Below are 26,574 nucleotides of genomic sequence, written 5' to 3' on the forward strand. Positions count from 1 at the left end.
CTCCCGGTGCCCAGGTGCCGGGAGTTTTTTGCGTTCGATTTGATTGTGCGCAATTCAATTGCGCACGCTTCGGGCTCGCGGTGGAGCTCCAGGGAGCCCTGCCGGGCATCCCGAGCGAGGAAGCCGAGAAGCTCATGCACGCGGCCCACGAGGTGTGTCCGTACTCGAAGGCGACGCGCGGCAACATCGACGTGAAGGTCTCCGTCGCTGGGTAGCCTCTCGGGGGGAACGTGAGGGCGAGCACGCTCCAGGGGGCTCGCCTTCGGGGTCAAAGGGGAATGAGCGCTCGCCGCTTCAGGACATAGGCGGCGCCTCGGCCGCTCGCGATGAGCTTCCCGCCAACGATGCCTACATGCGTGCAGGGCACATCGGACACCTGTTGCGCGGGCTTCGTCTCGGTCAGGCGAAAGAGCCCCGTCCCCGTGGGGACGTAGATGGCATCACCGAGCACCGCGACGGAAAGGAACTCGCCGTCCAGGTCCGCCAACTGGGTGACCTTCCACTTCTTCTTCTGGCGGAAGGCATAGGTCGGCTTGCCCGTCAGTCCGACGCCGCCACCGAAGGCCAGCACTGCCTCCTTGAAGTGGACAGCGGACTGGAGCCAGACATCCGGCACCTCCTGCTTGAGCTGCCCCTTCTGCGTGAGCAGGTGGATGCCATCTCCGAACAGGAGCGCTTCTCGCGCGTTCAGGGGGAGCACTGCATGGATGGCGCCGCCCGTGTTCAGCTCGGCCACTACCGTCTCTCCATCCAGGAGGAGGACCTCGCCCTCCAGGCCAGCGCAGACCCAGCGCGTGCCCTCCAGCGCCGCCACGGCGGAGACCGTCTCGAAGGGCACCTTCACCACGGTCAGCGCGTCGGGATGTCCGCGCAGGGCCCGGCCGCCATTGCAAGCCACCAGGAGCCGGCCTTCCTCGTCACGCTGGAGGTCATTAATCCTGTGCTTCGTGTTGATGCAGCGGGTCCACTGTCCGTCGCGCCACTGTACGAGCGCGCCGCCAGCGGCGAAGGAGACGGCGCCATCACCCAGGTCGAAGGGCAACTCGAGCTCCGTCTTGGTGGTGGGGTTCCTGCGCTCGGGCTTCCAGCTCAGGTGCTTGCTCATCGCGGTCCAGTCTAACGCCGCGTCGAAGTTCCGGAGTGTCGAGAGCGGGCTGATATCGTGGGACGATGTCGAACTCATCGTTACCCGCTCCCTCTCCTCGCGCAGCCCTTGCTCTTATCGCCCGAGAAAAAGGGACAGAACGAACCTGGTCCCTCGAGCGCGGCGGCACGGTCGTGACGCTTCGTGAAGGCCCGCTCGGCGGGAAATTGAAGCAGACCGAGAAGGCTTTCGAGACCGAAGCCGAGGCGCTCGCCTTCTGCGACAAGAGCCTTCGCGCGAAAGTGGAGAAGGGTTTCTTCTCCGCCGAGCTGGGGCTCCGCGTGGTTCCTTTCTCGGAGCTGCAGGCCGAGCTGAAGGTCGCTGGGAACGGCGAGAGCGACACCGCTCGCGTCCTCGTGCATGACGGTGACCTCGTCATTCCGCACGACCTCATCCTCGATGACGGGTTCGGCCTGCTCGCACCCGAGAAGGAGTCACCGCCTTGCGTGGGGCTCCTGGTGCGGGGAGCGCTCACCATCGAGGGCTGCCTGCTCAACTTCGAGGACGACACCGGGCCCTTCCTCCAGGTCGAAGGCGCGCTCGTTGCCAGCGGAGTGGGGGTCGGCGGCTCGCAGCTCCGAGTCAACGGGAGCGTTCGCACGGGCGAACTCGTCGGCGTCTACAACCACGGCCACCTCGACGTGGGCGGTGACCTCGACGCTCGCATCGTGGCCACCGAGCACGCGGTGACCGTCGCCGGGAAGGTGAACGCTTTGCGCTACCTGGGATGGGGCGCCAGCATCTTCCCGGTGACAGATGGCGTGGAAGACGCGAGCGACCCGCACGACGCCAAGGGCGTCTTCGTCTCCGGTGTCCTCAAGAAGGCAGAAGGCCAGGTGGACCTCTCGCTCGCGCGCAAGCGTCTGGCGGAGCGCAAGCCCATCCTGCTCGATGCGCCCGTGAGCGTTCGCGCGGAGTTCCGCAAGCAGATGGCCAAGAAGCTGGAGGCGCCCGACACGCTCAAGAGCCTGGCGCTGCCCCACAAGAATCTCGGCACCCTGCCCGCGGAGTTGTTTCACTTCCGCCGGCTGGAGAAACTCGACCTGACGGGGAACAAGCTGCGCAAGCTTCCCGAGGAGCTGGGGCAGCTCACGGAGCTGCGAGAGCTTCGGCTGCGCGGCAACGGCTTGCAGGAGCTGCCGGACTCGATTGGCAACCTCGAGAAGCTCGTCCACCTCGACCTGGAGGCCAACTGCATCTGGCGGCTTCCGGACTCCCTGGCGCGCTGCACCGAGCTGCGCACCATCAACCTCATCAACAACCCCTACTCATACGTGCGCACCGCCTTCGGAGGCTGGAGCAAGGTGAAGGTGCTCTGGGACTTCCCCGTGGTCCTCACCCGCTTGCCGAAGCTGGAGGTGGTGGAGTTCAAGGGCACCTTCTTGCGCTCGCTGCCGACGCGCGCCTTCGACAGCAAGGCCTTGCAGCGGGTGTGCATCAAGGACTCGCTCATCACCGAGGCCGACAGGGTGTTGCACCCGTTGGTCGACGTCGATACGGAGCAAGCGAAGCAGACCGCCGCTGACTTCGTGCGCTTCTGGTTCGCGCACGACACCGTCCACCTCGAGGACTTCTACGACGCGGCGGCTCGGCGATACGACTTCACCGACGTCATCGCGCTGGTCGGCCTCCTGCTGGAGAGCGCCGTTCCCGTCACCGCGTCATACGAAGGCGTGCTGGCCACCTGGAAGCATCAGATTGAAAGGGTGGGCCATGTCATCGACCGGAGCGAAAGAAATCCGGAGCACGCGCGTGCGCTGTTCGGCGCGCTCAGGGACGCGCTCGACACGCTGGGCAAACCGTACGGAGCGAACGCGCTCGTGGACGGCCTGCGCGCGCTGTTCGACGAGCGCGCGCGAGCCTAGACACGAGGCGCCTACGGCGTGGCGCCCGGCACCCACACGCCCCAGTCCGTGAGCTGCGTGCCTCCACCGTTGGGCGTGATGCGGTCAAGCAGCGGCTGGAAGCGGGCCTCGTGGGCCAGCCCCGCCAGCGCATCCTCCCAGGGGTCGGCGGCGTAGGCCTGGACGCGGATGTTGTTCGCCTGGGGCTGCGCGGTCTCGAACTGGAGCACCGGCACCTGGTGCGTGCCCACCGTCAGCGTCTCGCGCTTCGCTGGCGCGAGGCCCTCGGGGGCAGGGGGCCATTGCCGTGCGTCCAGTGACTCCCAGATGCGCGCGAGCACCGCCTCCTCCAGTGGCACGGCTTCCGCCTGGGCGAAGTCCGGGCACGCCGCTCCCGAGGTGGGCGGCGTCACCTGCTGACGCAGGATGAAGCCTCGCTCCGCGGCCTGGCAGGTGCGCAGCACGGACGTGGTGCCCTCCGTCTCCATCCGCATGTCGAACCAGGTGCCCGGCCCCCAAGGGCGGGCGAGCGTCGGAGGCACGCCGGTGCCACCCTCCTGTCCCTGCCGCGCCTCCACCAGGGTGAGCTGAGAGCCGCCGCCCATGGCGAAGCCCGCCAGCGTGACGCTCGCGTCGAGCAGGCCATTGGTGAGGTACAGCGGGCCCGGCGTCGCCGCGTAGAGGCGGTTCTCCAGGGGGCCGTCGAACGCCCGCTTGTCGTTGAGGTAGCGCTTCGCCTCCCAGTGGCGGCCCGCGGCGGTGAGCTGCTCGGTGCTCTGTTTGCCCTCGCGGGGGACCTCCAGCGCACGCGACTCATCCGCTCGCACGGGCACCACCAGCGGCCGCGCCAGCATCGGCCGCCGCGACGGCGCGCCGCCATCCTCGGTGAAGTAGAGCGTCACCCAGACCCAGGGCAGCTCCACCGCCACGACCTCCAGCGTCACCACGCCGGCCACCGCGGCCTCTGGCACGGTGCCGGGCTGCTGCCGGCCCATGGCCTTGCGGTTGGCGGAGAAGGAATACGCCACGCGGTCGCCCACGCGAGCCTGCAGCCAGGGCGAGTTGCCGCGCCGCGTTGGCGTCTCCTTCTCGGTCTCCGACTTCGTCTCCGTCATGGGCTCCTGGGTGGAAACTTCCGGCGGCGCGGTGGTGTCCTCGGAGGGCGTGGTGTGGGGCTCCACGCTCTTGCAGCTCGTGCCAAGGGCCAGGGCCGCGCACAGCATCGCGGAGCGGGACAGGGAGGAGGCGACAGGCTTTCGCATTCGGGCAACCTCGGCGGTGGGGGGCATTGCGTCACCCCTGTCCGACCTTGATACACCGGGGTGCTGGCCCGCCCTCAACTTTCTGGAGTTCCGCGTCCCATGACCACGAACCTGCGCATTCGTCGTGTCGTCCTCTACAAGCATGGCGTCGGCTACTTCGAGCGCCGGGGAAAGGTGAGTGGCAACGACACGCTCCACCTGGACTTCAAGGCGCGTGACATGAACGACGTGCTGAAGTCGCTGACGGTGCTCGACTTGTCGGGCGGCTCGGTGTCGGCGGTGAGCTACGACTCCACGAAGCCGCTGGAGCAGCTCCTGGCGGAGGCCACCATCCGCATCCCGGAGGATGGCAGCCTCACGGCGCTGCTGGGGCAGATCAAGGGCGCGCGCGTGCGGGTGCGCGTGGGCGGCGCGCAGGTGGAGGGCTCCATCATCGGCCTGGACTCGCTGGCGGTGGCGGCCGGCGAGACGACCCTGATGCGCCCGTTTCTGTCGCTGCTGGTGGGCGCCTCGCTGCGGACCTTCGACATCCTGGACGTGTCGGAGCTGGAGTTCCTGGACGAGGCGGTGCGCAAGGATTTGGAGTTCTACCTGGCCACGGTGCTGTCCTCGTACAAGAAGGACTCGAAGCGGATGGCCATCCTCACCTCGGGCCAGGGCGAGCGCGAGTTGTTCGTCAGCTACGTGGTGGAGTCGCCGGTGTGGAAGACGAGCTACCGCATCCTCCTGGACGAGGGCGAGCCGCCGCTGCTCCAGGGCTGGGCGCTGGTGGACAACACCGGTGACGAGGACTGGGTGGACGTGAAGCTGTCGCTCATCGCCGGGCTGCCGGTGTCCTTCGTGCATGACCTGTACAACCCCCGGTACATGAAGCGGCCGGTGGTGGAGGTGAGGACGGAGGCCGCCGCCGCGCCGGTGATTCCGGAGGAGAGCTTCGGCAGCGCCGGGGACATGATGATGGAGCAGGAGATGGCCGCGCCGATGATGTCCGCCATGCCCGCAGCGGCCCCCATGGCCGCGCCGCGGCGTTCTCGGGCGGAGAAGGCCATGGTGGGCGGCCCTGGCCGTGGAGGCCCGAGCCGGCGCGAGGCCATGGAGACGAGCGCCGCGGTGACGACGCTCACGAAGGAGGTGGGGGACCTCTTCGAGTACGGCGTGGACCGGCCGGTGACGGTGCACCGCAACCAGAGCGCGCTGGTGCCCATCCTGCACAAGCCCTTCGAGGGCAAGCGGGTGCTCCTCTACAACCGGGCCACGCGTGAGAAGAACCCCATGGCGTGCATCGAGCTCAAGAACACCACGGGGCTGACGCTCGAAGGCGGCCCGGTGACGGTGTCGGAGGACGAGCGCTACGTGGGCGAGGCGATGCTCGACACGATGAAGCCGAATGACCGGCGCTTCGTGCCCTACGCGGTGGAGCTGGGCTGCGTGGTGTCGATTGAGGACCACACGGAGGACGGGCCGGTGTTCCGCGTGGCGGTGAGCTCCGGGATGCTGGTGGCGGAGTACTTCCACGTGCGGCGCACGACGTACCTGTCGCGCAACAAGGGGCAGCGGGCGCAAGTGCTGTTCGTGGAGCATCCGCGCCAGGGCTGGGAGCTGGCCAAGGATGCTCCGGAGCCCGCGGAGACGACGGACGGCTTCTGGCGCTTCAAGCGGGAGCTGGCCGCGGGGGGGCAGGACTCGCTCACCGTCACCGAGCGCACGCGGGGGCAGCGCCAGTACCTCATCTCCAGCATGGGGTTGGACCAGGTCTCCTACTTCGTGTCGCAGCGCTTCGTTGACGAGAAGATGGCGGGTGCGTTGAAGGAGGTCGTCACGCAGCGCGAGCAGGTGGATGCGCTGGCAAAGGACGAGCAGCGCCTGCAGGAGGAGCGCAACCAGCTCTTCCGGGACCAGGAGCGCATCCGCTCCAACATCGAGTCGCTGAAGAGCGGGGCGTCGCAACGCGAGCTGGCGGACCGCTTCGTGTCCAAGCTCAACGAGCAGGAGGACCGCCTGGAGGCCATTGCCAGCGAGTTGGAGAAGCTGGCGAAGCAGCGGCAGGAGGCGCAGAAGGCGCTCAACCGCCGCATCCAGGCGCTCAGCTACACGACGGACCTGTAATCCGAGAAATTCGAATCCGCTTTCCGGTTTCTGAAGGCGCGTCTCAGGTGGAGGTTGTTGGGGCCCGATATGCAGATGCCGGAGCGTCGTTGGCACACTGCCGCTCGGTAATCTTCATGCGAGGAGACAACATGCGAATTCAGGCCGTGCTGCTGGCAGTGCTGTTGATGGCCTGTGGTGATGGTGGGGGACCGGACGAGGACGCGTTCGTGGCCCGGTTCGAGGCGAGCTTCGGCCAGTGCTATGGGATTTGCTACTACCGCCTCGACGTCGCCTCGGATGGCTCCGCCGAGGTGGCCTACGCGGAGAGAAAGGGCGCGCGCGAGTCGAAACAGACGTTCTTGCTGAGGCAGTCCGAACTGGACGGACTCCTGGAGGATGCGGCGCTGGCGCGCACAGAGACGTGGGCGCCCGTGTACGGATGCCCGGACTGCGTGGACCAGGGGAGGTACAGCCTGAAACTCGCCGACAAGGGCGAAGTGAGGGAGGCGATGGTGGACCCGATGTTCATGCCCGCCCACCTGTCCCCGATGATCCTCCGGTTGACTGGGGTGCTTGTCAGGAGCCTGCGCTGAGCGACCGCGTGCTGGCGCGGCCGCCGCGTTGAGGGCGGCCGTGCTACCCGGAGACGATGCGCCAGCGCAGCGTTCCATCCTTGTCCGGCGCGACGATTTCCACGCGCGGATTCTTGGCGCTGGAGCATTCCAGGTACGCCCTGAAGCCCCCCGCCATCTCATGGAGGGCCACCGGCGTCTGGTAGGTGAACTGGCGCAGCAGCAGCATGCCCGTGCCGTTCTCCTCCTGGTGCAGCAGCTCCCCCTGGTCGCAGTAGGAGCGCCACATGCGCCGCGCCATCCCCAACACCATGTTCGGCGTGGTGAAGCGCAGCACCATCTTGAAGATGGAGTGGATGTCTCGCAGGGTGACTTCGTAGCCCACCGTGTGGGCCCCCTCCGGCTTCCCGTCGAAGTGCCGGTCCACCACGTGCTGGATGATGCCGAAGTACGTCTCCACCGGCACCCAGCCCACCGCCAGCGTCGTGCGCGGGTCCGCGTGGGGCTTCAGCTCGGGAAGCAGCGACTCCACGGCCGTCCGCGCGGTGTCCTCGCCGAAGCGCTCGTGCACGTAGGCCAGCAGGTTCTGGACGGTGAAGCCCTTGTAGTTCACTCCGGACAATGAGGCTGTCACGCTTGCGATACCCCCCGCTCCAACCTGTGAGCCGGCCTTGGCTCACAGGAGGGTTGCGGCAAAGCCGTATGCTAGAGCACTCCACGACACGGCGGAAATAGCAGTACACGCCAATTCCCCGCGACAGCCACGTTGCGCCCTGGATTCCCCGACTGTCCTGGGCGCTCAGCGCTGGAAGGCGCGGTAGACCTCCACGCCGGCCACCACCGTCAGCCGCACCTCGGCGCCGGGCAGCGCGGTGACGGGCCCGTCCACCGGGTCCACCGACAGGGCCACGAAGTCCGCGTCCATGCCGGGCTGGAGCCGGCCGCGCCGGGCTTCGGCGAAGGATGCGTGCGCCGCGCCCACGGTGAAGCCCTCCAGCGCCTCCTGCCCGCTCAGCCGCTGCTCCCCGTACCAGCCGCCTTCCGGCAGGCCCCGGACGTCCTGACGCGTGCGCGCCGCGTACAGGCCCGCCAGCACGTTGGGTCGCTCCACGGGGAAGTCGCTGCCCAACGCCAACACCGCGCCGGACGCCTTCAGCCGCTGCCACGCGTAGGCCCCGCGGATGCGCTCCGCTCCCACGCGGGCCTCCGCCCACGGCATGTCGCTGGTGGCGTGCGTGGGCTGCACGCTGGCGATGAAGCCGCTCTTGCCCAGCCGGTCGATATCCTCGGGGCGCATGATTTGCGCGTGCTCCACGCGGTGCCGGCCGGACTGGAGCGTGCCCGTGGCCTCGGCCGCGCGCGCGAGCACGTCCAGCACCACCGTGTTGGCCCGGTCTCCAATCGCATGCGTGCACACCTGGAAGCCCCGCGCCATGAAGGCGCGCACGCGCGCCTCGTACTCCTCGGGGGACAGCAGCAGCAGGCCGCGGTGGCCGGGTTCGTCGCTGTAGTCCTGGTGCAGCGCCGCGCCCCGGCTGCCCAGCGCGCCATCCAGGGTGAGCTTCACCGCGCGCAGCGTGAGCATGCGCCCCTCATAGGGGCCGTCCTTCAGGTACGTTTCCCGGTCGCCTGACTGTCCATCCGCCATGGCGTAGACGCGCAGCGGCAGCTTGCCTTGCTTGTCCCAGCGCTGGAGCAGGCGGAAGGTGCGCAGGTCCATGCCCGCGTCGTGGACACCGGTGAGGCCCACTTGCGCGCCGCGCTGGAGCGCCGCGGTCAACTGCGCCGCGTGCTGCGCGTCCGTGGCGGGCGGCAGCACGGACTCCACCAGCTCCATGGCGTTGTCCACCAGGATGCCGGTGGGCTCCCCGCCCTCACCCCGGAGGATGCGTCCGCCCGCCGGGTCCTTCGTGTCACGGGTGATGCCCGCGCGGCGGAGCGCCTCGCCGTTGACCCACAGCGCGTGGCCGTCCACGCGGCTCAGCGCCACCGGCCGCAAGGGGAAGCGCTTGTCCAGGTCGGCGCGCGACGGGAAGGTCTTCTCCGGCCAGTCGTTCTGGTCCCACCCGCGGCCCAGCAGCCACTCGCCCTGGAACGCGGAGGAGGGTGCCGAGGCGAGCCGCTCCAGGGCCTCCTCCTTGGTGTCCACCCCCTGCAGGTCCACCGTCACCAGGCCGCGGCCCAGGCCCGCCAGGTGCCCGTGCGCGTCGGTGAGGCCCGGCACCACCGTGGCGCCGCCCAGGTCCACCACGCGCGCGTCCTTGCCGGCGGCCGCGAGCACCTCGTCCCTGGTGCCAGTGGCCAGCACCTTGCCGTCCTTCACCGCGAGCGCCTCCACCTGGGGCTTCGCCGGGTCCAGCGTCCGGATGCGCTCGGCCACGTACACCGTCGTGGTGGCGGTGGGCTCCGGCGCGGGGGCCGGGTGGTCATCCACGGGCGGCACGCGCCGGGTGCAGCCCGAAAGGCTTGTCAGAAGGAGTACCGCCCCGAGGAGTCCACCACCGAGTCGTCGTAGCGTCATGTCTGGCACCTGTCTGGAAGCCCGCGCCAATTCCTGGCGCGTCCGGCGTGGCACTCTGGCGCACCTGGAAGGGGAGGCCAAGCATGGGCGGCCCCCTCCAGGCGCGTTGACGTCACTGCACGGTTACAGGCTGGTGGGGCAGGGCCGCGAGCGCGGCGAGCAGCCCGTGGACTCCACCTGGTAGGTCAGCTCGTACTTGCCACCGTGGCCTTCGAGAATCGCGGTGAAGGTGCCCGTCTGGCCACGCAGCGTGGTCCAGCCAATCTGCTCCTGCACATCGAAGATGTGCATGCTCTTGTCCCAGAGCGCCACCAGCTTGCCGCCCGCGCCCACCGTTTGCGTCGTGAACTGCAGCGGCGGCGGATAGGAGTTCAGGGGGCTCCACTCCACCCGCTTGTTCGGCGTCATGTAGTCGTCGTTCCAGATGACCTCGGACTGATTGTCGCCGGTGACCTCTGCCTCCAGCCAGGCCTCGTCGTTGCCGTCGATGTCCGACGTGGTGATGCACTTCAGGGACAGCAGGTTCGCCCGCCAGAACAGCGTGTAGTAGGGCCAGTCGGGGTCGGGCTCACCGCCACCACCGCCGCCCTCACAGGTGGGGTCGTTGCACTGCGCCGGCGGCGCCAGGTTGCTCTCCTGCAGCTGCTTCTCCATCGCGATGATGTCCACCGGCTTCGCGTCCGCCGCCTGCGCGTCCACGCGCTCCACCGCGTCCGCCTCCACGGGCGGCTGCGCCGGCTCCATGGGCTCCGTACCGCAGGCCGTGAGCGCGAGCACCGCGCCCATCGTCAACCCCAGCGTCTGTCGCTTCGTCTTGCTCATCCGCATCTGCGCTTCCTTCAGGTGTCAGGCCCCAGCAGCCTGGATACGCAGCGGTTCACGAAGCCTGGCAATTCACGGATGTGGAAAAAGTCAGAGCCCCTCACGGATGGTTGGGATGGAGCCGGTGGCGCATCAACGTGCGCTGGTTCGTGTAGCGCGTGTTCTGGAACAGCTTGATGAGCGCCATGCCCGCCACGAAGCCGCCGATGTGCGCCCAGAAGGCGACGCCGCCGGACGCCTCCGCGCTGACCGTGTTGAGCTGGGGCAGGCCGCTGACGAGCTGCACGCCGAACCACCACAGCAGCACCGCCCACGCGGGCACGGGGAGGACGCGGATGAAGATGACGATGATGAACAGCATGTTCACCCGCACCCGTGGATAGAGCAGCAGGTACGCGCCCATGACGCCGGAGATGGCGCCGGACGCGCCCACCGTGGGCACCGGCGAGCCCGGGTCCACCAGCAGGTGCGCCGCCGCCGCGGCCAGTCCGCACAGCAGGTAGAACACCACGAAGCGCAGGCGGCCCATGCTGTCCTCGACGTTGTTGCCGAAGACCCAGAAGAAGAGGCAGTTGCCCAGCAGGTGTCCCCAGCCGCCGTGCAGGAACATGGAGGTGATGGGGGTGAGGAGGTTGATGGGCTCGTTGTCCACCACGCACGCCAGCCCATCTCCCAGGGGAACGGGGAGTCCCAGCGCCGCCTTGCCCGTCAGCTCGCCCGGCACCATGCCCAGGTTGCAGACGCTGGCGGCCAGCCGGTAGGCGTCCAGGCCCGCGCCCTGGATGAAGACCCAGACGAAGCCGATGGTGCCGAGCAGCAGGTACGTCACGACGGGAGTGCGGAGGGTGGGGTTGTCGTCGCTGATGGGAATCATGTGGGGGCCCCATCATGCGCGTTCCCATGGCCGGGCGCGGCGGCGGAGGGGGCCTGGATGTGCGGCGCTGGACGCATGGGCACCCATACGGACGGAGCGGGTGGGATGCTTGCCCAGGGAAACCATCCCCGGGGAGACTTGGCTGCGGGAAGAAGGTTGAGGGATGTTGAGCCGCCTCACACTCCCGTGGAGTTCTGAGAAATGAACCTGTCGATGCTGTCGCGCGGCGCCGCCGCGCTCCTCGTGGTCGCCGCGCTGTCCCTCACCACCACTGGTTGCGCCGGCCGCCGCCGCGAAGCCTTCTTGCTGGAGAAGGCGCGCAACCACGTCTACCGCAAGCCCGTGGCGGAGGTGTATCCGCAGGCGCTCGCCCTGCTGAAGGAGAAGGGCTACTCCTTCAAGGCGGGCCAGAGCGGCTTCGAGGCCACCACCGAGTGGTTGATGCAGGGCGCCCCGTCGTCGCTGGGCACCACCCAGGTGCGCTACCTGGTGCGCGGCATCGAGAAGGGCCCGGGCCAGTGCTCGGTGGAGCTCACCCGGCAGCTCGTCACGCAGTCCGCGGGCGCCGCCAACACCTCCGGCCGCGCGAGTGACATCACCGAGCCCGCCGTGCGCGCCGACGGCGGCAACATCACCCGGGACGAGGCGCTGGAGTGGGAGCTGGTCCAGCGCGTGGACGCCGAGTCCGCGTCGGCCCTGCGCGCCGAGTCCGAGAAGATTCAGTAGCCTCAGTCCCTGAGGGGCAATTCGACGGTGAACCCGTCGAAGGCCACCTCCACCGGCCCCTGGTACTCCTCACGCGCCTGCGTGAGCAGCTTCGAGGGGTCGGTGTCGTGCCGGCTGGAGAGGTGGGTGAGCACCAGCCGCCGTGCTCCCGCCTCTCGCGCCACACGCGCCGCTTCCCGCGCGGTGGAGTGCCGGGTCTCCACGGCCCGCTCCTGTTCGTCGTCGGAGAAGGTGGACTCGTGGACCAGCAGGTCCGCGTCCTTCGCGGCCTTCACCAGCGCCGGGCACGGGCGCGTGTCCCCGGAGATGACCAGCCGGCGCCCCGGGCGGGGCGCGCCGAGCACGTCCTCCGGCTTCACCGTCCGCCCGTCCTCCAGCGTCACCGGCTCGCCCCGCTGGAGCTTTCCGAAGCTGGGGCCCTCCGGCACGCCCAGTGAGCGCGCCACGTCCAGGTTGAAGCGCCCGGGCCGGTCGTCCTCCACCAGCGCGTAGCCCAGGGCGTTGATGCGGTGGTCCACGCCCACCGCGTGGACCGCGTAGCCCTTGCGCGGCACCACGTCACCGTCCTTCAGTTCGTGAATCTCCACTGGGAAGGACATGGACTCCACGCCCAGGTGGACGGCCTGGTGGAGCAGGCGCTTCGCGGAGGGCGGGCCGTACAGGTGGATGGGCTCGGAGCGCCCCGTCATGCCCAGCGTGCGCAGGAAGCCGATGATGCCCAGGTAGTGGTCCGCGTGGAAATGCGTGAAGAACACCGCGTCCACGGTGAAGCCGGTGCCGTAGCGCACCATCTGCCGCTGGCTGCCCTCGCCACAGTCGAAGAGCAGCAGGTCCGAGTGCGCCTTCACCGCGAGTCCGGACAGGTTCCGGTGCAGCGTGGGCTGCGCGGCGGATGTACCGAGGAACGTGAGCCTGAGGAGGGACATGCCGGCACTTCCCACGCGTTGAGGACCTCCCGCGCCAGGCAACCGCCGACGCGAGGGGGCCATTTACCAGGGTTGGAGGCGCCCATGCTATGTGGCCGCCCCCGACCTCGGACTTCACCATGCCTGAATCCCTGACCTTCGCGCCGACTTCGGACCCTCGCCGCGTGCGCGCGCCGGATGGCCGCGTGCTCACCGTGCCGGACGGCTGGGCCCTGCTCCCCCCCGGTGACGCCGGGCTCACCCGCCGCGTGAAGGCGGCGGGGCCCTCCTGGACCGTGGCGGAGAAGGTGGGCCGCAAGCTCTTCTCCCGGGGCGTGTGGGCGCCGGAAGCGCACATCCTCCACGCCCGCGCCGCCCTCGAGGCCGAGCGCGCCACCCCCGCCTACGAGAAGAAGCTGGCCGCCGGACGCGAGCGCCGCGCCCGCGAGCAGGAGGCCTATGAGGTCGACTTCGCCAACGCCGTGCTGCGCTTCCTCGCCTTCTCCCCGGCGTGGCTGCCGCACGCCAAGCGCATGGCGGTGCTCGTCGCCGCCCATGCCACCCCCGTGGGCAGCGGCACCGTGGCCCGCACGGAGCGCATCCCCCTGGAGCGCCGCGCCGAGGCCGCCGTCATCGCCTGGATGCGACATCAGACCACGCGCTACGACGACATGCGCATCGCCCGGGTGAAGGGCGCCCGGCGGGAGGTGCGCCGGGAGCTGGCGGACATCTCCCGCGCCGTGCTGGACCTCCACCGCCGCGATGCCCCCCACGCGCCCGCCGCGTGCCCGCTGTGCACCGCGCTGACGCGGACCTGAGCGGCGGAACGCACCCACAGTCGCAGTCCTTGGGTGACTGACCCGGCGTTCAGAAACCTTGCGCGGTTAATGACCGGCGGGTTAGGAATCCGGCCAGCATGGCCCGTCCCGCCGACCCTCACGCTCGCAGTGCGCTGGTGTCCGCGGCCCGGCGGGAGTTCGCCCGCCGGGGGCTGAAGGGCGCGCGCATCGAGGACATCACCGCCGCGTGCGGGCTGTCCAAGGGCGCCTTCTACCTGCACTTTCCGTCCAAGGAGGCGCTGTTCGGGGAGGTGGTGGGCGCGTTCGAGTCCGGGCTGATGGAGATGAACGGGCGGCGCATGGCGCGCATGGAGGGCTTCTTCCAGACGCACGGCATCCCGGGCGCGCAGGACCGCATCGAGCGCAGCGAGCGCTACCTGCGGTTCCTCCAACTGGAGAAAGAGCACGACCTGGAGGCCCTGGATTGGGTGTGGGAGTTCCGGGACGTGTCCCTGGTCCTCACCAGCGGCAGCCAGGGGACGGAGTTCGAATCCCTGCTGTGGCGCGTGACGGATGCCCAGGTGGAGCGCATCTCCCACGACTTCCGGCGGCTGCAGGAGGCTGGCGCCATGGACCCGGAGTTGGACGCGCGAATCTTCGCCTCCATCATCGTCGGGTCCTTCCTGCTGCTCTCCACGCAGATGGCGCGGCTGGATGAGAAGCCGGACCTGAACGCGTGGGCGAACACGCTCCAGCGGCTGTGCCAGGAGGGCACCCGTCCGGCGTCGCCCGCCCCGTCCAAGCGTGTTGCGCGCCGGCCCCGGGCCGCCGCCGAGAAACCCCGAAAGACCCCGAGGAAACGCTCGTGAAACCCAACCTGAAGCCGTCCGCTGTCCGCGTGTTCGCCGCGGCGGGCATGGCCATCGCCGTGCTGTCGCTGACCGCATGCCAGAAGGCGGATGCCTCGTCGTCGCCGCCCGCCAAGGGTTCGGCGCAGGAGGTGGTGCCCACGGTGAAGGTCGTCTCCGCGCGGACGGTGCGGGCCGCGCCGAGCGAGTCGGTGACGGGGACGCTGTTTCCCGCGCAGGGATTGATGGTGGGCTTCGAGGTGGGAGGCCGCCTGTCGGTCGTCCGGGTGAAGAAGGGGCAGGGGGTGAAGAAGGGCGAGGTGCTGGCGCAGTTGGACCCGGAGATCGCCGACGCGCAGGTGGCCCAGGCCGAGGCCGCGGTGGCCGCCGCGGAGGCCGCCTCCACCATGGCCGCCGACGTGGCCGCCCGCAACGAGAAGCTCCAGCAGCAGGGCGGGGTGAGCGAGGTGGCCCACCGCACCGCCAGCGCTAATGCGGCGCAGGCGCAGGCGCAGTGGATGGCCGCCAAGGCGCAGCTGGCCCAGGCGCGCGCGTCCCGTCGCCGGCACGAGCTGCGGGCGCCCTTCGACGGCACCATCATCGACGCACCGGAGCAGACGGGCGCGACGGTGGCGCCGGGCACGCCGCTGTTCAACCTGGAGCGCCTGGACACGCTGCTCTTGAAGACGACGGTGTCGGAGGCCCTGCGCTCGCAGCTGGAGCCCGGCGCCAAGGTGCGCGTGGAGTCGGTGGGAGCGCGCGTGTCCTCGGACGAGGCGGTGGTGCGCACCATCCTCCCCTCCGCGGACCCCGCCACGCGCCGCATCCCGGTGGAGCTGGCCGTCCCCAACGCGGATGGCCGCTTCGTGGCGCACACGCTGGCGCGGGCGGTCCTCTCACTGGGGCAGGCGCAGGACGCCCAGGTGCTGCCGGGCACCGCGTTGTCGGCCCTCAACGGGGACCATGTCTGGGTGGTGGTGTCCGGTCAGGTGCGCCGCGTGGACGTGCGGGTGTTGGAGCGGCGCGAGCAGGGCGAGGTGGTGGTGCTGGCGTCCTCGCCGCTCGACGCCGTCGTTGACCACCCCACTCCGGGCCTGTCGCAGGGCGCCCGCGTCTCCGTGAAGTAGGGAGCCCTCCCCATGCTGCTCAGCGACGTCTCCATCCGCAGGCCCGTCTTCACCGCGATGTTGTCACTGTGCCTCGTCGTGCTCGGCCTCATGGGCCTGGGCCGCCTGGGCACCGACCTCTATCCGGACGTGTCCTTCCCGGTGGTGGTCATCAACACCGTCTACAAGGGCGCGGGGCCGGGCGAAATCGAAACGCAGGTCGTCAAGCCCATCGAAGACGCCGTCGCCGGCATCAGCGGCGTGGACAAGATTCACTCCTACAGCCGGGAGAACGTGGGCATCGTGGTGGTGCAGTTCAAGATGACCGCCCCGCTGGACCGCGCGGTGCAAGACGTGCGCGACAAGGTCGCCGGCATCGTCAGCCGCCTGCCCCAGGACGCGGACGCGCCCGTCATCGGCCGCGTGGACCTGGGGGCCACGCCCATCCTCACCTACGCCGTCTCGGCGGAGCTGCCCTCGCAGGAGCTGCGCCGGCTCATCGACGACCGCGTGAAGCCCGCGCTCGCGCAGCTGGAAGGCGCCGCCGAGGTGCGCGTCACGGGAGGAGACACGCGCGAGGTGCAAATCGACATCGATTTGGACAAGGCGCGCGCGGCGGGCGTGTCCCCGCTGGGCATCGCCCAGCGCGTGGCGGCGGAGAACCTGGACCTGCCCGCGGGCCGGCTCCAACTGGGCGCCTCCGAGATGACGGTGCGCTCGCTGGGGCAGTTCCAGAACGTGGATGAAATCCGCGACCTGCCGGTGGCGCGCAGCGCGACGGGCGCGCAGGTGCGGCTGGGCGAAATCGCCAGCGTGACGGACGGCGTGGCGGAGCGGCGCACCCTGGCGCGCCTCAACGGGCAGGACGCCGTCATCCTGGAAATCGTCAAGCAGCCGGGCTCCAACACCGTCGCGGTGAGCGAGGCGGTGCGGCAGGTGATGGCGCAGATGGGCTCGGTGGTGGGGCATGGCTTCCAGGCCACGCTGCTCATCAACCAGTCGGACATCATCCAGGAGAACGCGCACGAGGTCTGGGTGGCGCTCATCTTCGGTGGCGCGATGGCGGTGCTCATCATCCTCATCTTCCTGCTGGACGTGCGCGGCACCTTCATCTCGGCGCTGGCGCTGCCCACCTCCGTGCTGGGCACCTTCTTCGTGATGTACGTGCTGGACTACACGCTCAACCAGATGACGCTGCTGGGCCTGTCGCTGGCCATCGGTCTGCTCATCGACGACGCGGTGGTGGTGCGCGAGGCGATTACCCACCGGCTGGAGAAGGGTGAAGACCCGGTGAGCGCCGCGTCCAACGGCACCCAGGACGTGGGCCTGGCGGTGCTCGCCACCACGCTGTCGCTGGTGGCGGTGTTCGTGCCGGTGGCCTTCATGCCCGGCATCGTCGGCCAGTTCTTCCGGCAGTTCGGCATCACCATCTCCGTGGCGGTGCTGATTTCCCTGTTCATCTCCTTCACGCTGGACCCGATGATGTCGGCGCGGCTGGCGAAGCGGCGCGTGCCGGGGGAGGTCCGCCAGGAGAACGCGGTGGCCGCGGCGCTGCGCCGCTTCCTGGACGGCACCGAGCGCGTCTACGAGTCCATCCTCCGCTGGGTGCTGGCGCACAAGTGGACGACGATGGGCCTCACGCTGGTGCTGCTGGTGGTGTCCTTCGGAGGCGCCAGCCGCCTGGGCATGGAGTTCATGCCCGCGGAGGACCGCTCGCAGTTCTTCGTGGACCTGACGCTGCCGGACTCGGCCAGCATCCGGGAGACGGAGGCCCGCACCGCCGACGCGGAGGCGCTGCTGCGCCAGCTCCCGGAGGTGACGGACGTCTACTCCATCGTCGGCAAGGACGGCGATGTGAACAAGTCCCGCATGCGCGTGCTGACGGTGGGCAAGGACGCGCGCACCAAGGGCATCCAGGTGCTGAAGGAGGACGCGCGCGCGCTGCTGGAGCCGGGGCTGGTGGGCACGCGGGTGAACCTGAGCGACCCGCCCATCCTGGAGGGCATGGGCGACTACTACCCCATCATGGTGCGCATCACCGGGCCGGACCTGGACCGCGTCAACGAGGAGGCCGAGCGCGTCGCGGGCATCCTCCGCGAGCTGCCGGGCACCGCGGACGTGCGCGTGGAGTCCAACCCGCCCAAGCCGGAGATGCAGGTGCTCATCGACCGGGCGCGCGCCAGCGACGTGGACCTGCACGCGGGCGCGCTGGCCACGCAGCTGCGGCTGGCCATTGGCGGTGACGTGGTGGCGAAGCTCCGCGAGGGCATCACCGAGACGGACATCCGCGTGCGCCTGTCGGAGAAGGACCGCGCCACGCCGGAGCGCGTGCGCCAACTGGAGGTGTACACGCCCAGCGGCCTGCGCCCGCTGACGGACGTGGCCCGGGTGGAGATGAAGAATGGCCCCAGCCTCATCGAGCATGAGAACCGCGAGCGGCAAATCGCGGTGTACTCGCAGCTGGGGCCGGGCGCGGCGCTGGGCGACATCGCCCGGGAGCTGAAGGCGCGCGTGGCGGCCCATCCGCTGCCGCCGGGCTACGCGCTCATCTACGACGGGCAGATGAAGAACCTGGACGAGCAGAACGACGCCTTCGGCGCGGCGTTCGGCCTGGCCTTCGTGTTCATCTACATGGTGCTCGCCAGCCAGTTCGAGTCCTACAAGCACCCGCTGACCATCATGGTGTCGCTGCCGCTGGCCCTGGTGGGCGCGCTGCTGGGGCTGGTGGTGACAGGCTTCCACCTGTCCATGGGCGCCATGATTGGCATCATCCTGCTGATGGGCCTGGTGACGAAGAACGCGATTCTGCTCATCGACGGCGCGCTTCAGAACCTGCGGGAAGGCGACACGGTGGACGAGGCGCTGCTCAAGGCGGGCCCGCGCCGGCTGCGGCCCATCCTGATGACGAGCGCGGCCATGGCCATCGCCATGGTGCCCACGGCGGTGGGCACGGGCACGGGTTCGGAGTTCCGCGCACCCATGGCCATCTCCGTGATTGGTGGCGTCATCACCTCCACCTTCCTCACGCTGCTGGTGGTGCCGGTGGTGTTCGCCGGCATGGAGCGCCTGGGCTTCAAGCGCCGCCGCCCGCGCGACGCCGCCGCCGCGCCGCCGCGCCCGGTGGAGCCCAAGCCCGGTCAGGCGGCCTGAGGTCCACGGGCCCGGGGGGGGGCGTTCATCCCCCCGCGTACAGCGGCGCCATCGCATCCACGATGGCGCCCATCAGCCGCTGGCCGTCGGGCGTGTCCGGGCAGAGTCCACCCCAGACGAGCGTGAGGCGTTCGGCCACCGGGCGGAAGTACATGCGCCCGCGCATGCGGACCGGCTCGTAGCTCTCCCGGCCGCCCACGAGGTAGTCCTCCTCTGGCACGCCGAACACGGCGTAGTACGTGAGGTCCGGCGCCTGCGCGTCCTGCACCCGGTGCAGTCCGCTGGGGATGATGCAGCCCACCTCCGCCATGTGCCACGGGCCTTCACGGCCCTGGCGCACGTCCAGCACCTCGAAGCACATCTTCGACGCGGGGCAGCCCAGCTCCCCGGCCGTGAGGAAGTTGTAGTCGAGCCGCGGAATCTCCAGCATCTCGTCCAGGTCCGGGCGGCCGTCGCGGGTGAATCCCCACGGGCTGCCATCCCGCTTGTACGAGCGGATGCCGTAGGCGCCGTAGAAGACGTTGTACCAGGGGCTGTGCGGGTTGAAGTAGTTGGAGCAGCCGGCCCGCTCCGGGAAGTCCCCGATGGTGAAGGCCACCAGCAGGTCCATCAGCCGCTTGGTGTCGAAGGCCATGAAGGGCTCATGCGCCACCGCGCCAATCGACCCGCGGATGGCGGGCACCGGTGTGGCGATACCGGCCTCCGCCAGGAAGTTCTTCTTCCCTGGCAGCGGCGTGGCCTTCATGGCCAGGATGGCGAGCTCTCGTTGCAGACCCATGGAATTCCTACCCCCTCGCCGCACATCCTAGCGGAGGAAGGGTACACTGCTGAACATGCCGGAGAAGCTCGTCTTCGAGCACACCTTGGAGGGTCTCTTCGTGCGAGGACTGGGGGCCCGCGTCACCCCCGTGCTCCGCGAGCGGCTGCGGGAGGTGGGGGTGGACCTGGAGCGCAAGCTGCAGCCCGCCTACGCCTTTGAAACATGGTGTTTCGCCGTGCGCGTGGCCGCGCGCGAGCTGCACCCGGACGTACCCGACGACGTGGGCTACGCGCTGCTGGGTGAGCGCCTGGTGGACGGCTACCGGGAGACGGTGCTGGGCCGCGCGGCCTTCGGTGTGATTCAACTCCTGGGCCCCCGCCGGTGCGTGAGCCGGGCCCGGCAGATGTTCCGCTCCGGGAACAACTACACGGAGACACGCCTGGACGACGTGTCCCCCACCGAAGTGGACCTGTGGATGAACGAGGCCGGGGCCATCCGCTACTTCACGCAAGGCGCGCTACGCGCGGGCCTGCGCGCCGTGGGAGCGCCGCATGCCGAGGTGCAGGTGCGCGCCTTCACCGACGAAGGCGTCACCTACCGGCTCACGTGGCGCAACGGCCACGAGGACTGAGCCTGCCGGGATTCCATGGGCAGGAGCCGCCCTGCTCCAGCCTGGAGGTGTGTCTCAGCGCGCGGCGTGCTCCACCGCGTCGTCCGGAGACGCGCCCAGGAAGTAGCGCGAGCGCGCCTTGGCCAGCTGCGAGTGCGCTTCCTCCAGCGACACGCAGTCCACCGTGATGTCGTTGTCCGCCGCCGCCGCCGACGCCACCCGCGCCGTCTGCAGCCGGGCGATGGTGGAATCCGAGACGTGCGCGCACATGACGCAGCCCATCTGCCGGCCGTAGGCCACCACCTCTCCGAAGAGGCTGGCGGACTCCGGCTCCAGGGTCCTGAGCCCGCGCATGTCCGCGAGCACCAGGTGTCGTCCTCCTCCGTAGGAGTCTGTTTCGTGGCGATACCGGCTCGCGAAGTCCCGCATCTCGTTCGGCCTGACGAACCCACTCAACCGCACGGTGACGGTACGGCGATTCTTGTCATTGATGACTTCGAACATGCGTGCGCCCTCCTCGCGAGGCAAAGATTAACATGAAAACAAACGGGGTTCCATGCGGCCCTCCAGGGCAGGCTCATGGCTGGAAGGGTGTGCAAGCGTGTCTGGATTGTCTGACGCCGGTGAAAGTTTCCGCGTGCTGGCCCCCGCAGGTGGTGGCGGCGCAATCCTCCGCCAGGAGGTGAAGCCCGTCTGGGAAAGGCTCAGGCGCGCTGGCTGCTCTGGCCGGTGACCACGGCGGAGCCGATGAGGTGCGCCAGCCGCAGGGCCTCGGGGACGAGGCCGCGGTCCGTCACGCGCGCCAGCGCCTCCGCCACCCAGGCGGGCTCCGCGCCCTGCGCCTGGAAGGTGAAGCCTCCCAGTTGGTGGATGGGCCCCGCGCGCTTCAGCTTCGCCCAGCGCGCGTCCGCGCGAGGCAGACGCCGCAGCGCGCGCTCCACCGCATCCAGGTCCGGTGGCCGTCGCATCACCGCCACGCACGGCCGCTTCAGCCGGCTGGCCAGCAGGGGCAGGTCCACGACGTTGAAGCCGCCGAACGCAATGCCATCCAGCAGCACCAGGTGGAGCTGGGGGAGGAACTTCCCGCCTTCCAGCAGCCGGCACACCTCCCGCGTGGCGTTCCAGCCGTCGCGGCGCACCCGCCCCCAGACGAGCCCTTCGAAGCGCGTGCCTCCACACACCACGCCCGCCAGGGGCACGGCGGCGCCGGGGCGGCGCGCGAAGGGGCCGTCGTCGAAGCCGATGACACGCGGGAGACGGGGCAGGCGCATGGGCCGCGCAGCCTCTCAGGGGGCGCCCGCAAAGAGAAAGCCCGGACTCGCCATCCGCGAGACCGGGCTTCCATGGCTTCGCCGGACCGCCGTTCAGGCCGCGCGAACGTTCTGCGCCTGCAGACCCTTGGGGCCCCGGCCTACTTCGAACTCCACCTTCTGGCCTTCCTGCAGGGTGCGGAAGCCATCCATGTTGATGGCGCTGTGATGGACGAACACGTCCTCACCGCCGCCGTCCTGCACGATGAACCCAAAACCCTTCGCATCGTTGAACCACTTGACGGTACCGGTTGCCATGAATCGCGTTCTTTCGTTCCAAAGCGGCTGAGATGGCCGCGGATATCGCCCTCTCAGAAACTGAAGGGCCGTGCTGCGAGCCATAGTCTGCCCGGGGCGGGCCACCGAGTGGAAGCCCCCCTGGTCCCCCAGCAGCCAGGAATTCGCGGGTGGACAGGCTTCCTACCCTCGGTGCCCGGGCAGGCGAGGCGCGCATCGCCATGCGTCACGGGCCGCGTGCCTACCGTAGTGGCGACTTCACGACGGCAAGACTGGAAGGAGCGCCACATGGCTGAACCGCAGACCCTGAGCCCGTCCACCCCCAGACTCGTCCCGCGGCCCCCGGTGCCTCCGGAAGGGCGCTTCCGGCGGGGCGTGCGCCGCGCCATGGACCGGAGCGCCGCCGCTGGCATCATCTCCCGTCCGCTCCTGGGACGGCTGCCGTTGCGCCGGTGGGTGCCCCAGGACCTGCACTCGCTCATGGACTACAAGGGCGGGACGGCCTCGGTGGTGGCGGGGGTGTTGTCCGGAGACGCCGTGGCGAAGTCCGCGGGCATTGCCCTGGGGTCCACCATCCTCGGTGTGTCATTGTTGACGGACTACCGCATCAGCTTGACCAAGCTCATCCCCATCGAAGCGCATGAAATCGCCGACTATGCCTTTGGCGCCGCGTCCATCCTCTCGCCCTTCGTGCTGGGCTATGCGAAGCGCAGCCCGCTGGCCGCGGCCATCCACGTGGCGGTGGGCGTGACGACCGTGCTCGCGTCGCTGGTGACGGACTACCGGTGCCAGACGGGCATGCACCTGGGCGGCGAGCTGGCGACGGACCCGGGGGCGATTGGCGCGTGAGTGCCCCTGTTCCTCCAGCGCGCGGCAGCACCGTGCGCGGCGCGCTGGAGGCGGCGCTGACGTCCGCCCCGGAGAGCGGCCTCACCGCGAAGGACCTCTCCGCCCTGGTGGGCATCTCCGAGAAGGACGTGGCCGGACACCTGGAGCACCTGGAGAAATCCCTCAAGGTCCAGGGCGCCCGCCTGGAGGTGTTGCCCGCCTCATGTCTGGCGTGTGGCTTCACCTTCAAGGACCGCAGGCGCTTCACGCGGCCCGGTGCCTGCCCCCAGTGCCGCGCCACGCGCATCGATCCGCCGGCCTTCCGCGTCATCGGTTGAAGGCGCCTGGGGGGGGCGCCGTCCCGGGCGCGGTGGAAATTTCACCATTCGGTTGACAATCGAGCGGTGGTCGCAGAGATACTCAACCAACTGGATGAATATTGGGAGTGCGTCATGGCGTCGACAGGGAATGACCAGGGTGCGCCGGTTGCCACGGCGATGATGATGATTCGCCGTCCCGTGGCGGACGTCTTCGCGGCCTTCGTGGACCCCGCAATCACCACGAAGTTCTGGTTCAGCCGGGGGAGCGCGCGGCTCCAGCCCGGCGGCACGGCGCAGTGGTTCTGGGACACCTACGGCGTGTCGGCCACCGTGAACGTGCTGGACTTCGAGCCCGGCGCCCGCCTGCGCATCGAGTGGGGCGACCCGGGGGCGATGACCTTCGTGGAGTGGACCTTCACGGCGCTGTCGCCGGACCGCACGTATGTCCGCGTCGTCGAGTCCGGCTTCCGGGGGGACGACAAGGCCGTCGTGGCGCGAGCGCTGGACAGCACGGGAGGCTTCAACCTGCTCCTCGCCGGGGCCAAGGCCTGGCTGGAGCACGGCATCGCGCTCGCGCTCGTTCCGGACCATGTCCCCGAGGACGCGCGGCACCTCGTCTGACGCCGCGGTTCCCCCACCCCCACGCATGACCGAAGGCGCCATGAAACGAGACTCGCACGCCCGCCTGTTGTCCTCCGACACCGTCCGAATCGAACGCCTGCTGCCCGGCCCCATCGAGCGCGTGTGGGCCTATCTCACCGAGCCGGAGAAGCGCCGGCTGTGGCTCGCGGGTGGCCCCACGGAGACGAAGGTCGGTGGCAAGGTGGAGCTGTTGTTCCGCCACGCCGAACTGTCAGAGGAAGGCGGCGCCCCACCGCCGCGCCACGAGGACATGGCACAGGGCCACGTCAACGCGGGGCGCGTGACGGCGTGCGAGCCGCCGCGCCTGTTTGCCTATACGTGGGCGGAGAACCACGGGGACCCGTCAGAGGTCCGCTTCGAGCTGACCGAGCGCGAGGGTGGCGTCCTGCTGACCGTCACCCACGTGCGACTCGATGGCCGGGACTCCCTGCGCAGCGTGGCGGGCGGCTGGCATACGCACCTCGACCTCCTGGTCGACCGGCTGAATGGACAGCGCTCGCCGGACTTCTGGGCAGCCTACGAGCGCGCCCACGCCGAGTACGTCACGCGCCCGGGCTTTGAGTAGCGCGGTTGCCGGCGCTCTCGCGGTGCATCCGGGGGCGGCCCTTGGAGGACCGCACCCGGAGGTCCATGTCTACTTCGGCTCTTCGGGGACGAAGCGGCAATCCGGGTCGGTGAGGGCGCACAGCTGATTGCAGCAGCCATCCGCCCGGCAGCTGCAGGTGGGCTCCAGGATGATGGGCCCGCAGGTCTGGGAGTTGCCGTTGCAAGTCACGGTGCCGCCGTTGGCGCTGTTGGCCGAACAGGCGAAGCCCGTGCCACTGCACTCCTTGATATCCCCACCCTGGCACTCGATCCGCACCGAACAGTCACCGGTCAGCGCGGCCTCCTGCGTGCGGAAGTGGTCCTCGGCGGTGACGTCGTTACCTCCCTGCGCCTGCTCCTCGGTGGGCACGGGCCCACAGGAGGTCAGCATCACCAGCGCCATGACGAAGATTCCAGCCATCGACTTCATGAGAGCCTCTCTCTTGTTGGGGGATACCGTGGCAGGGAATATGAGAGGAATTTCCTGTCGTCAATGGTCTCGCCTTGTGATGGATGGGTGTCTTTTTCGACCGTTTGAGAGGGATTTGTAGCCTTTTATGTCTCGCCCGGTGCGTCACCAGGCATAGTCCTCCGGTGCGGGCCTGTGGCCCGGGAAGATGTCATCCAGGCGTGACAGTGTTTTCGCATCAAGTGTGACACCGGCCGCGCGGACGGCGGCCTCGAGCTGGGCGGACGTTCGCGGCCCGATGATGGGCGCGGTGACGGCGGGCTGGTGCAGCAGCCACGCCAGCGCGATGTCGCCGGGCTCATGTCCGAGCTCGTCGGCGAACGCCTCATAGCGCTCGATGCGCTCGCGGTGCTTCTGGAGGGCTTCCTTGGCGCGTCCTTCCAGGCGGCGCTTGCCTTCGCGCTCCTTGCGGAGCACGCCGCCCAGCAGTCCGCCCTGGAGGGGAGACCAGGGGAGGATGCCCACGCCGTGGAACTGCGCGGACGGAATCACCTCCAGCTCCACGGTGCGCGCCATCAGGTTGTAGAGCGACTGCTCGCTGACCAGCCCGGTGAAGTTGCGCCGTGCCGCCACGGCCTGGGCCTGGGCGATGTGCCAGCCCGCGAAGTTGCTGCTGCCGACGTAGAGCACCTTTCCCTGCGCCACGGCCACCTCCATGGCCTGCCAGATCTCCTCCCAGGGCGTGGCGCGGTCGATGTGGTGGAACTGATAGAGGTCGACGTAGTCCGTGCGCAGCCGCTTCAGGCTGGCATCCAGCGCGCGGCGGATGTTGAGCGCGGACAGCTTGCCCTCGTTGGGCCAGTCACCCATGGGCGCGTAGAGCTTGGTCGCGAGCACGGTGCGCTCGCGCCGCCGGTCGCCCTTGGCGAACCAGTTGCCGATGACCTCCTCGGTGCGGCCCTTGTTCTCCCCGAAGCCGTAGACGTTGGCGGTGTCGAAGAAGTTGATGCCGTGGCCGAGCGCGGAATCCATGATGGCGTGGGACTCCGGCTCCTCGGCCGTCCAACCGAAGTTCATGGTGCCCAGGCACAGCCGGCTGACGGAGAGCCCCGAGCGGCCCAATTGCGTGTACTTCATGGCGACTCCTCGATGGCCGGAGGCAGACTCCCTCCACCGAGGACGGCCCGGCCGTTCACCGTCCCGCGGGTGCCGTGCATTCAGGGCCTCCGCGGCGCATGGGGGCCAGGGGTTCGTGGTGGTCCCCACGCCAGGTGTCGGGCAGCCAACCCGGGCGCGTGTCGAGGCGGCGGTGGTGAAACGAAAAAGGGCCACCGCCATGAAGGCGGTGGCCCTTGGGGCCGACGGAAGACCGTAGGGCTTACGGGTACAGCGCGCGGGCGCCGCTGCGGTCGTCGCTGGTCAGCACCAGGTCACCCGTCTGGGTGCCGCTGCACTGCGGGTAGTGCATGACGGAGCTGGAGTCATACGGCGTCAGCGCGCGCCAGGCGTTGTCCTCGTAGCAGCCGGTGGTGGTGAGGCGGGTGTGCTCGTGGCGGAAGCCCAGCACGTGACCCAGCTCGTGGCGGAGCACGCCCTCCAGCGTCCAGGGGGCGATGTTCTGGAAGGACGTGGTCGAGATGAGGACGTTGGCGCTGCGGCGGGCGCTGTTGGGGAAGAAGGCGCGCGCCAGGTACTGGGTCGTGTTGGTCTGGTTCACGTCGAACACGACGTTGTTGTTGCGGTTGGTGCACTTCGAGTCTTCAGCGCTGACGTGCACGAACTTGATGTTGCCGGCCGCCTCCCACTCCGCCGCGGCGCTCTTCATCGCGTTGACCACGCGCGTGTAGTTGCTCCCGAACTTGGTGCTCACGCAGTACGTGAGGTTGAGCGCCTGGCTGGCGCTCCACTTGATGTCGCGTCCGCCGCTGTAATACACGGCCAGCGCACCCTGCTGGGTGCCAATGCCGCTGACGGACTGCTCGTAGAACTCGCGCAGCTCCGACTCCGTCGGCAGGAAGATGTCACCGTCGACGACGAACCCACCGGACTCGGGCTCCTGATACGCACCGGCGCGGAACTCCTCGAACGAGACCTGCTGCGTCTCCTGCGTCTCGGACTCAGGGGCGCCGCACGCGGAGCCAAGGATGGAGATGCCTGCCAGAAGCGCAACGGAGTGAAACTTAGCCATGGTGGACCCTCGGAGCGGATTCTCGGAATTGAAACGAAAAGCGA

27 protein-coding genes and 1 pseudogene are annotated in these 26,574 nt (G+C 69.2%); 14 read left to right on the plus strand and 14 right to left on the minus strand.

Features of this window, described 5'->3' with window-relative positions; genetic code table 11:
• Positions 1 to 68: 68 nt before the first annotated feature.
• Positions 69 to 215 (plus strand): annotated as a pseudogene (locus HNV26_RS10930) (Ohr subfamily peroxiredoxin); the annotation flags it as partial.
• A 53-nt stretch (positions 216 to 268) separates the two neighbouring features.
• On the opposite strand, the gene HNV26_RS10935 reads toward HNV26_RS10930, so the two are convergent.
• Positions 269 to 1,183, minus strand: a complete 915-nt coding sequence (locus HNV26_RS10935) for a hypothetical protein (RefSeq protein WP_171452792.1) — start codon at positions 1,181 to 1,183, stop codon at positions 269 to 271.
• Positions 1,184 to 1,278: 95 nt separating this feature from the next.
• On the opposite strand from HNV26_RS10935, the gene HNV26_RS10940 reads away from it, so the two are divergent.
• Positions 1,279 to 3,009, plus strand: a complete 1,731-nt coding sequence (locus HNV26_RS10940) for a leucine-rich repeat domain-containing protein (protein ID WP_366816837.1) — start codon at positions 1,279 to 1,281, stop codon at positions 3,007 to 3,009.
• 11 nt (positions 3,010 to 3,020) lie between these two features.
• Here the strand turns inward: HNV26_RS10940 and HNV26_RS10945 are convergent, their stop codons facing one another.
• Positions 3,021 to 4,250, minus strand: coding sequence for a DUF6068 family protein (locus HNV26_RS10945; RefSeq protein WP_253816445.1), 1,230 nt, complete (start codon positions 4,248 to 4,250; stop codon positions 3,021 to 3,023).
• Between the two features lie 99 nt (positions 4,251 to 4,349).
• Between HNV26_RS10945 and HNV26_RS10950 the strand changes: the two genes are divergently transcribed.
• Both HNV26_RS10950 and HNV26_RS10955 read left to right on the plus strand, forming a co-directional pair.
• A complete protein-coding gene (locus HNV26_RS10950) occupies positions 4,350 to 6,356 on the plus strand; it encodes a hypothetical protein (RefSeq protein WP_171440374.1) in 2,007 nt (668 codons plus the stop codon).
• A 131-nt stretch (positions 6,357 to 6,487) separates the two neighbouring features.
• The gene (locus tag HNV26_RS10955; RefSeq protein ID WP_141591770.1) at positions 6,488 to 6,931 is read left to right on the plus strand and encodes a hypothetical protein; all 444 of its coding nucleotides are present in this window, start codon (positions 6,488 to 6,490) and stop codon (positions 6,929 to 6,931) included.
• A gap of 43 nt (positions 6,932 to 6,974) precedes the next feature.
• On the opposite strand, the gene HNV26_RS10960 is transcribed toward HNV26_RS10955, so the two are convergent.
• The 4 genes from HNV26_RS10960 to HNV26_RS10975 form a co-directional block, all read right to left on the minus strand.
• Positions 6,975 to 7,523, minus strand: coding sequence for a hypothetical protein (locus HNV26_RS10960; protein WP_366816841.1), 549 nt, complete (start codon positions 7,521 to 7,523; stop codon positions 6,975 to 6,977).
• Positions 7,524 to 7,709: 186 nt separating this feature from the next.
• Positions 7,710 to 9,431, minus strand: coding sequence for an amidohydrolase (locus HNV26_RS10965; protein WP_253816446.1), 1,722 nt, complete (start codon positions 9,429 to 9,431; stop codon positions 7,710 to 7,712).
• A 123-nt stretch (positions 9,432 to 9,554) separates the two neighbouring features.
• Entirely contained in the window at positions 9,555 to 10,253 is a 699-nt protein-coding gene (locus HNV26_RS10970) for a hypothetical protein (protein ID WP_253816447.1), read from the minus strand.
• A 100-nt stretch (positions 10,254 to 10,353) separates the two neighbouring features.
• Entirely contained in the window at positions 10,354 to 11,127 is a 774-nt protein-coding gene (locus HNV26_RS10975) for a rhomboid family intramembrane serine protease (protein WP_171440370.1), read from the minus strand.
• Positions 11,128 to 11,328: 201 nt separating this feature from the next.
• Between HNV26_RS10975 and HNV26_RS10980 the strand changes: the two genes are divergently transcribed.
• Complete coding sequence (locus HNV26_RS10980) at positions 11,329 to 11,853, plus strand: hypothetical protein (RefSeq protein WP_171440369.1); 525 nt, start codon at positions 11,329 to 11,331, stop codon at positions 11,851 to 11,853.
• A gap of 2 nt (positions 11,854 to 11,855) precedes the next feature.
• Here HNV26_RS10980 and rnz read toward each other — a convergent pair whose 3' ends face one another.
• Complete coding sequence (gene rnz, locus HNV26_RS10985; protein WP_011550794.1) at positions 11,856 to 12,779, minus strand: ribonuclease Z; 924 nt, start codon at positions 12,777 to 12,779, stop codon at positions 11,856 to 11,858.
• A gap of 119 nt (positions 12,780 to 12,898) precedes the next feature.
• On the opposite strand from rnz, the gene HNV26_RS10990 reads away from it, so the two are divergent.
• The 4 genes from HNV26_RS10990 to HNV26_RS11005 all read left to right on the plus strand — a co-directional run bounded on the left by HNV26_RS10990 (position 12,899) and on the right by HNV26_RS11005 (position 18,641).
• A complete protein-coding gene (locus HNV26_RS10990) occupies positions 12,899 to 13,576 on the plus strand; it encodes a DUF2293 domain-containing protein (RefSeq protein ID WP_171440368.1) in 678 nt (225 codons plus the stop codon).
• A 98-nt stretch (positions 13,577 to 13,674) separates the two neighbouring features.
• A complete protein-coding gene (locus HNV26_RS10995; RefSeq protein WP_171440367.1) occupies positions 13,675 to 14,406 on the plus strand; it encodes a TetR/AcrR family transcriptional regulator in 732 nt (243 codons plus the stop codon).
• Positions 14,403 to 15,512, plus strand: a complete 1,110-nt coding sequence (locus tag HNV26_RS11000; RefSeq protein ID WP_171440366.1) for an efflux RND transporter periplasmic adaptor subunit — start codon at positions 14,403 to 14,405, stop codon at positions 15,510 to 15,512. The genes HNV26_RS10995 and HNV26_RS11000 overlap by 4 nt, the downstream gene beginning before the upstream one ends.
• A gap of 12 nt (positions 15,513 to 15,524) precedes the next feature.
• On the plus strand, positions 15,525 to 18,641 hold the full coding sequence (locus HNV26_RS11005; RefSeq protein ID WP_171440365.1) for an efflux RND transporter permease subunit: 3,117 nt from the start codon (positions 15,525 to 15,527) through the stop codon (positions 18,639 to 18,641).
• A gap of 25 nt (positions 18,642 to 18,666) precedes the next feature.
• Here the strand turns inward: HNV26_RS11005 and HNV26_RS11010 are convergent, their stop codons facing one another.
• Positions 18,667 to 19,419, minus strand: a complete 753-nt coding sequence (locus tag HNV26_RS11010) for a hypothetical protein (protein ID WP_143043105.1) — start codon at positions 19,417 to 19,419, stop codon at positions 18,667 to 18,669.
• 55 nt (positions 19,420 to 19,474) lie between these two features.
• Between HNV26_RS11010 and HNV26_RS11015 the strand changes: the two genes are divergently transcribed.
• Entirely contained in the window at positions 19,475 to 20,032 is a 558-nt protein-coding gene (locus HNV26_RS11015) for a DUF2378 family protein (protein WP_171440364.1), read from the plus strand.
• A gap of 54 nt (positions 20,033 to 20,086) precedes the next feature.
• Here the strand turns inward: HNV26_RS11015 and HNV26_RS11020 are convergent, their stop codons facing one another.
• The 3 genes from HNV26_RS11020 to HNV26_RS11030 form a co-directional block, all read right to left on the minus strand.
• A complete protein-coding gene (locus HNV26_RS11020) occupies positions 20,087 to 20,515 on the minus strand; it encodes a hypothetical protein (protein ID WP_171440363.1) in 429 nt (142 codons plus the stop codon).
• Positions 20,516 to 20,715: 200 nt separating this feature from the next.
• Positions 20,716 to 21,282: an endonuclease dU gene (locus HNV26_RS11025; protein WP_171440362.1), complete on the minus strand. Its 567-nt coding sequence runs from the start codon at positions 21,280 to 21,282 to the stop codon at positions 20,716 to 20,718.
• A 93-nt stretch (positions 21,283 to 21,375) separates the two neighbouring features.
• Positions 21,376 to 21,579, minus strand: a complete 204-nt coding sequence (locus tag HNV26_RS11030; protein ID WP_002635980.1) for a cold-shock protein — start codon at positions 21,577 to 21,579, stop codon at positions 21,376 to 21,378.
• 267 nt (positions 21,580 to 21,846) lie between these two features.
• Between HNV26_RS11030 and HNV26_RS11035 the strand changes: the two genes are divergently transcribed.
• The 4 genes from HNV26_RS11035 (at position 21,847) to HNV26_RS11050 (ending at position 23,913) form a co-directional block, all read left to right on the plus strand.
• Positions 21,847 to 22,407 (plus strand): SPW repeat domain-containing protein, encoded by a 561-nt coding sequence (locus tag HNV26_RS11035; RefSeq protein WP_253816448.1) that lies wholly within the window; start codon positions 21,847 to 21,849, stop codon positions 22,405 to 22,407.
• On the plus strand, positions 22,404 to 22,724 hold the full coding sequence (locus HNV26_RS11040) for a transcriptional regulator (protein WP_011550804.1): 321 nt from the start codon (positions 22,404 to 22,406) through the stop codon (positions 22,722 to 22,724). The genes HNV26_RS11035 and HNV26_RS11040 overlap by 4 nt, the downstream gene beginning before the upstream one ends.
• Positions 22,725 to 22,838: 114 nt before the next feature.
• Positions 22,839 to 23,327 (plus strand): SRPBCC family protein, encoded by a 489-nt coding sequence (locus tag HNV26_RS11045; RefSeq protein ID WP_171440361.1) that lies wholly within the window; start codon positions 22,839 to 22,841, stop codon positions 23,325 to 23,327.
• Positions 23,328 to 23,367: 40 nt separating this feature from the next.
• Positions 23,368 to 23,913, plus strand: coding sequence for an SRPBCC family protein (locus HNV26_RS11050; RefSeq protein WP_253816449.1), 546 nt, complete (start codon positions 23,368 to 23,370; stop codon positions 23,911 to 23,913).
• Positions 23,914 to 23,982: 69 nt separating this feature from the next.
• On the opposite strand, the gene HNV26_RS11055 is transcribed toward HNV26_RS11050, so the two are convergent.
• The 3 genes from HNV26_RS11055 to HNV26_RS11065 form a co-directional block, all read right to left on the minus strand.
• Positions 23,983 to 24,363 carry a hypothetical protein gene (locus HNV26_RS11055; RefSeq protein WP_171440359.1) on the minus strand — a complete coding sequence of 127 codons (381 nt, stop codon included), beginning with the start codon at positions 24,361 to 24,363 and terminating at the stop codon, positions 23,983 to 23,985.
• A gap of 144 nt (positions 24,364 to 24,507) precedes the next feature.
• Positions 24,508 to 25,479: an aldo/keto reductase gene (locus HNV26_RS11060; RefSeq protein ID WP_171440358.1), complete on the minus strand. Its 972-nt coding sequence runs from the start codon at positions 25,477 to 25,479 to the stop codon at positions 24,508 to 24,510.
• 241 nt (positions 25,480 to 25,720) lie between these two features.
• The gene (locus tag HNV26_RS11065; RefSeq protein ID WP_216612073.1) at positions 25,721 to 26,530 is read right to left on the minus strand and encodes a M57 family metalloprotease; all 810 of its coding nucleotides are present in this window, start codon (positions 26,528 to 26,530) and stop codon (positions 25,721 to 25,723) included.
• Positions 26,531 to 26,574: the final 44 nt, after the last annotated feature.

Source organism: Myxococcus xanthus (assembly GCF_013116825.1).
Classification (GTDB): domain Bacteria; phylum Myxococcota; class Myxococcia; order Myxococcales; family Myxococcaceae; genus Myxococcus; species Myxococcus xanthus_B.